This is a genomic window from Affinundibacterium amnicola (genome assembly GCF_014284275.1).
GTDB lineage: Bacteria > Pseudomonadota > Gammaproteobacteria > Burkholderiales > Burkholderiaceae_D > Undibacterium > Undibacterium amnicola.
In genome coordinates this window covers 877,379-883,782 of the sequence record NZ_JACOFU010000002.1, presented here as the reverse complement: position 1 = coordinate 883,782, position 6,404 = coordinate 877,379, and the positions used below count along the sequence as shown (strand labels likewise).

The following is a 6,404-nucleotide window of genomic DNA, read 5'->3' as shown; positions in this document are numbered from 1 at the left end:
GAATACATTCACTACTATAATCACGATAGGATCAAACTGAAACTAAAAGGGCTGAGTCCTGTGCAATACAGAAATCAGCCCTTGCATGCCTAGCCAACAAACTGTCCAACTTTCTGGGGTCAGTTCAGTTCGCGGTTTTTTTATGGGCGAAACAAAAAAATGCTTCTAGACTGTTTCCATATGCAGTGCTGAAATTTCTCTATTGAACAAATATTGCGTGGATTTTCATTTGATCTAAGGCCGTTTGCGAATTATTGAATGCAATACTTAAAGCGCTTTGAATAAAATCGACGGAAAAATACAAAGCGCTTTGAATTTTCTGGTAAAATCTTTGCAATGAAAGTGTAAAAATGTAGTTTGACTACATAACTTATTTGCTCATAATTGTGGTTTTCAAGCCACGTAGTAGTAAATATCCTCATAGTGAGGGATAGAAACTTACTTAAATCTTCGCTTTTTATGATTGACACTAAATTTAGTTTTGGTACAAACTTGAGCCAAGATTTGAATTTAGACCAAAAGTTTGTTGATTCGAATTCGATGCTGAAAAATAAGATGTATTGTTAATTTCCTCCCCCCCCCTAGATTGCAGTCATAAAAATATTTGGAGATTTAAATGGAACTGAATTTAAGCAAACGCCAGCAGAGTTCGAATCTGAACCGAGCGATGGTCAAATTAACCCCAATTGCTGCTGGATGTGCGGTGATGCTGGCGTTGAGTTCAGGCGCTGTCTACGCGCAACAGGCTGAGCCTGCAAAAGAAGCAGCGAAAGTAGAAGGTCAAGCCGTTACAGAAACGGTTGTTGTTACAGGTATTCGTCGCGGTATTGAAGCAGCGATTTCCTTGAAGAAAAATTCATCTTCTATCGTGGAAGCGATTTCCGCAGAAGATATCGGTAAATTGCCAGATTCTAGCGTTGCTGAATCGATCTCGCGTTTGCCAGGTGTGACAGCACAGCGTAGCCGTTCTTCTGGTAAGGCTGCCGATATTAGCGTGCGTGGTTTATCACCATCCTTTAATGGTTCATTGTTGAATGGTCGTGAACAAGCTTCTACAGGTAATGCACGTGCGCCTGAATTCGATTTGTTCCCAGCTGAATTGATGGGTTCAGTATTGATCTACAAAACACCAGATGCATCTTTGATCGGTCAAGGCTTAGCGGCAACGATTGATTTGAATACTTTGAAACCACTCGATTTCGGTAAACAAGTCGTATCCGCTGCATACCGCAAACAACGTACTGGCGTGCAAACCGCCTCTGAAGGTAGTGGCGACCGCATTTCATTTTCGTATGTGGATCAGTTTGCAGATCGTACGATAGGTTTGTCCTTAGGCTTTACGAAATTTAAAGAAGATGGCGGCGCGCAGCAACGTTTTAATACTTGGGGTGGTTGGTCTCCAGAAGTTGACTACAACGGCGCGAAGGTAAAGACGATTGGTGGTTTCGGTGCGGATACTGAAACAAGTAAGAGTGATCGCGATGGTGCATCAGCGACCTTGCAATTTAAACCGAACAAAAACTTTAAGTCGACAGTGGACTTTTTCTACTCGGCTGGTAGCTCTAGCTTGAAAAAGACAGGTTTGGAAGGTGCGATTGCCGGCTCTGCAGGCGGCTATGATCCAGACGGCGTATTGTCCAATGCAACGATCGTTAACGGCGTAGTGACAGCAGGTACTTTCAGTAACTACAAAGGTGTCGTTCGTAACCATAAAGAATCTGCAAAAGATAAGTTCACATCCATCGGTTGGAATAGTGATTTGAAAGTGGATGAATGGACATTGAACGCAGATTTGGCTTATTCCAAAGCGAAAAAAGATGCGTCGCGTTATGAAACAACTGCAGGTCAGCCGGGTAACGCAACAGGTCTGTCCTCGATTAGCTACACAGGTTTTAATGGTGGCAACTTCAATGATGTGAAGTACACAACGAGTTTGAATTTTGGTGATCGTAATGTCGCTAAATTGACAGACGTGAATGGTTGGGGCGGCGGTGTAAACTCACCACAAGCTGGTTATGTGGCTTTGCCAACAGTGGATGATAAGGTCACTAGCTTCCGTTTGACAGCTAGCCGTGATGTGGATTTTGGTCCTATCGTGACTGCGCGTTTTGGTGTGAATGGAACGGATCGTGAAAAGATTCGCTCTGGTCAAGAAGGTCGCCTCGTTGTAAAAGGCACGAGCGGTTATGCAACTGCAACCGTACCAGGTTCTGAAGTCGGTATTGCTGGCACAACTGGTTTGCCTATTGTCTCATTTGATCCAGAAGGTTCTTTAGGTCCAATTTATGATTTGGCACGCTGGGTCGATGCTTCTGTGTTGGCAAAAGATTGGTCTGTGCACGAAAAAGTCACCACTGCTTATGCGATGGGTGACTTGGATGGCGAGTTGATGGGCTTGAACTATCGCGGCAATGTTGGTGTGCAATTCGTCCATACGAATCAGTCTTCCACAGGTAACCAAGTTGATCTGGCAAACTGCACAGGTATTACTGCTGCAACTTGCCCATCTAGCGTGGTTGGTGGTGGTACATCGTATTCCAATATTCTGCCTAGTTTGAACGTGTCGTTTAACCTTGGTAACGATCAGTTCTTCCGTGTGGGCGCAGGCAAGATTATGTCGCGTGCCAACATGGACGATATGCGTGCAAGCCAAGCATTCGGCGTGACTACGCAAGGTAATAATCCTATCTTGACCGGTAGTGGTGGTAATCCAAACTTGAAGCCGTTTATGGCAAAAGCCTTGGATTTGTCCTATGAAAAATATTTTGGTAACAAGGGTTATTTCAGCTTTGCTGGTTTCTACAAATCTTTAGATACCTACATCTATCGTTCACCAACGACGTTTGATTTTGCACCGTTTGTCAGCGCAAAAACACCATTGCCTTTGACTGGCGCATACAAAGGATCAACGGTTGGTTTGTTGACCTCTCCACGTAATGGCGAAGGCGGTAGTATCCGTGGTTTTGAAATGGCTGTGAACGTACCGTTCAATATGATCAGTTCTTACCTCGATGGTTTCGGTGCGATGTTGAATCACTCGGATACCTCTAGTCAAATTACTTTGCCAGGTTTTGGCTTCGGTAATGTTGCGGTAACGTCCTTGAACATTCCATTGCCAGGTTTGTCGAAGAAAGTCAGCAACTTGCGTCTGTACTACGAGAAAAACGGCTTCCAAGTTGCTTGGGCAGCACGTAAGCGTTCTGACTTCTTGGGTCAAGTTAGCGACTATCAAGACAATATGCAGTTGACGATGGTCAAGGGTGAAACGCTGGTTGATTTGCAAGCATCCTATGAGTTCCAATCTGGCTGGTTGAAAGGTTTGTCTTTGTTGGTGCAAGCGAATAACTGGAATAACACACCATTCCAGGAATACAACACAGATCCTAACGTGATCACCAATAAAGTGACTTACGGTAGAACGTACTTGTTCGGCGCAAACTACAAGTTCTAATTTGAACTGAATAAGGACCCCTGCGCGGCATGGCAGGGGTCTTTTTTTTACCCCTGAGTTTTGTTGATCTGATCATCAGCATGACTCAAATAAAAGACTTGATGAAAATGTGTTTTATCAATGCGTTTCGCGGAATACTCTGCAGTACACTGAGGTTCTTATGAAATTGAAAAAAGCGATTTTCCATCAATTCTTTTTTGCGTGAGAGCTCAAGATGAATAATGCATTAATTCAAGATGTGGTGATTGTTGGCGGTGGCACTTCAGGGTGGATGACCGCTGCCGCATTAGCCAAAACATTGCAAGGGCAAGTTAAGATTCGTGTTATTGAGTCCGATGAAATCGGCATCGTTGGTGTGGGTGAAGCGACGATACCGATGATACAACGCTTCAATCATGTTTTAGGTATCGATGAAAACGAGTTTTTACGTGAGACCCAAGGCACCTTTAAATTAGGTATTGAGTTTGTTAACTGGGGCAAGCTCGGTGATCGTTATATGCATGGTTTTGGCAGCATTGGTCAAGACACTTATACCGTACGTTTTGATCAGTATTGGCAGAAGTTTCATCAGCAAGGCAAGGTCGCGCCACTCGAAGAATATTCGATTACTAGAATGGCCGCGAAGGCAAATAAATTCATGCCAGCGAATCATGAAGTAGAAAATTCGCCCTTAAATCAAATCGCCCATGCCTATCATTTTGATGCTAGTTTGTATGCGAAATTTTTACGTAAGTACGCCGAGAAATTAGGCGTGGTGCGTACAGAAGGAAAAATCACTCAAGTTAAGCAACGTGAGGCCGATGATTTCATTGAGTCGGTCGTACTAGAAAATGGCGAAGTGATCGCTGGCGAATTGTTCATTGATTGTTCAGGTTTCCGCGGCTTATTGATCGAGCAAACATTGAAGACCGGCTATGAGGATTGGACACATTTCTTGCCTTGTGATCGTGCTTTAGCGGTGCCTTGTGAGTCGGCACCCGTCTTGACGCCTTACACCCGCTCGACTGCACATAAAGCAGGTTGGCAATGGCGCATTCCGCTACAACATCGTATCGGCAATGGTCATGTTTTTTGCAGTCAATTTACCAGCGAAGATGAAGCGGCTGCGACCCTGTTGGCGAATTTGGATGGCAAGCCCTTGGCCGCGCCACGTTTGTTGAAGTTTACAACCGGTATGCGTAAGCAATGTTGGAATAAAAATGTGGTAGCGATTGGCTTAGCAAGTGGATTTTTAGAGCCATTAGAGTCAACCAGTATTCATTTGATTCAAACAGCGATTGCCCGATTGATTAGCTTCTTCCCAGGCAAAGTATTCAATCAAATTGATATCAATGAATACAACCGTCAAAGCAAGTTCGAGTACGAACGCATCCGCGATTTCGTGATCTTGCATTACAAACTGAATCAGCGTGAGGATTCTGCGTTTTGGAAAAACTGCGCAGAGATGGCCGTGCCCGAATCCTTAACGCATAAGATGGAAATGTATCGCGCCAGTGGTCGCTTGCTACGGATAGATGATGAGTTGTTTGCCGAAGTCGGTTGGTTACAAGTTCTTGAGGGGCAAAATATGCCAGTCGAAAGCTTCCATTCCTTGGTGAATTTGCAGACCGAGGCCGATACGCTGGAATATCTAGAAAGTGTCCGTGATGTGATCGCAAAATGCGTTAAGGTGATGCCAGAACACGCTGCGTATATTGCAAAAAATTGTGCAGCTCCACGACAATAATCTCCTTGAAATGGAATCGCTATGATGAGCAACACTGAAATCTTTTTGATCGCAATGCTGGTGATTTTTAGCGTACCTTATTTGATCTGGCGGGTTGGAAAAACCGACTACTTCGCCCCTTTGGTAGTCGTACAAATTATTACCGGCATTTTGCTTGGGCCTGGCGTATTGGGTAATGCTTTACCTGAGGTGTATCAATTTGTTTTTAATCCAGTGGTAGTTCAGCACTTAAACGGCATCGCCTTATGGGCGGTGATGATCTTTGTGATGATCGCGGGCGTTGAGCTTGATTTGAAACAAGCTTGGGAGCATAAGCGCGAAAGCGGTATTACAGCAGGATTGGCGTTGGGCGTGCCTTTGATCGCCGGTAGTTTGGTCGCCTTAGGGATGCTGCCTATGGCGGGCTGGATAGGTGAGAAAGCTTTATCGTGGCAGTTCGTATTGGGAATTGGGATGTCATGTGCGGTAACTGCGCTGCCTATCCTTATCTTGTTGATGGAGAAAATGCATATTCTGCGTGAACCTTTAGGCCAGAGAATTTTGCGTTACGCCAGTGTGGATGATATTGCGATCTGGGGTGTGTTAGCACTGATTTTGCTCGATTGGACGCGAGTTGGTCGCCAAGTCGTGTTTCTGATTTTATTTAGTTTTGCCGCTTGGTTATTTAGAAAAATAATGCTGCGTTTGCAAGAACAAGATCGTTGGTATGTCGCCTTGATTTGGTTGGCGATCTGCGCTTTTGCCGCAGATTGGGCCGGTTTGCATTTTATGGTCGGGGCATTTTTAGCGGGTGCGGTGATGGATGCGGTTTGGTTTAATCAAGAAAAAATGGATGCGCTACGCCACCATGTTTTGCTGGTGATGATGCCGGTGTTTTTCTTGAGCACAGGTTTAAAAACCAATTGGACCATGGGTGGCGCAAGCGTTTTTATTGCAGCGTTTGCGCTATTGGTAGCTTCGATCTGCGGAAAATTGATCGGCATACAAATCGCAGGGCGTGTACTGAAATGGCAAAAAGGCGAGGCCAGCATCATTGGTTGGCTATTACAAACTAAGGCTTTGATTATGATTATCTTCGCTAATATTTTGTTAGATAAAGCCATCATCACCAATGCCACGTTTACTGCTTTATTGCTGATGGCGATTGCCAGCACCATGTTAACCGTGCCAGTGGTGCAGCCAAAATTAAGGCGCTTACGAGAGCTGATAGGACGCAGTTCTTAGCAC

Annotated in this window: 4 protein-coding genes; all 4 read left to right on the top strand. The window is 44.7% G+C overall.

Annotated elements, in window-relative coordinates; genetic code table 11:
- A partial coding sequence (locus tag H8K33_RS08045) for an IS3 family transposase (protein ID WP_186890449.1) occupies positions 1 to 93 on the top strand: 93 nt, incomplete at its 5' end.
- A gap of 523 nt (positions 94 to 616) precedes the next feature.
- Complete coding sequence (locus H8K33_RS08040; protein ID WP_186890448.1) at positions 617 to 3,451, top strand: TonB-dependent receptor; 2,835 nt, start codon at positions 617 to 619, stop codon at positions 3,449 to 3,451.
- A gap of 214 nt (positions 3,452 to 3,665) precedes the next feature.
- A complete protein-coding gene (locus H8K33_RS08035; protein WP_186890447.1) occupies positions 3,666 to 5,177 on the top strand; it encodes a tryptophan halogenase family protein in 1,512 nt (503 codons plus the stop codon).
- Between the two features lie 24 nt (positions 5,178 to 5,201).
- Positions 5,202 to 6,401: a cation:proton antiporter gene (locus H8K33_RS08030; RefSeq protein WP_186890446.1), complete on the top strand. Its 1,200-nt coding sequence runs from the start codon at positions 5,202 to 5,204 to the stop codon at positions 6,399 to 6,401.
- Positions 6,402 to 6,404: the final 3 nt, after the last annotated feature.

Excerpts from the sequence above, each read along its gene's own strand:
- H8K33_RS08030 (WP_186890446.1), top strand. The coding sequence starts at position 5,202 with ATGAGCAACACTGAAATCTTTTTGATCGCAATGCTGGTGATTTTTAGC.
- H8K33_RS08040 (WP_186890448.1), top strand. The coding sequence starts at position 617 with ATGGAACTGAATTTAAGCAAACGCCAGCAGAGTTCGAATCTGAACCGA.
- H8K33_RS08035 (WP_186890447.1), top strand. The coding sequence starts at position 3,666 with ATGAATAATGCATTAATTCAAGATGTGGTGATTGTTGGCGGTGGCACT.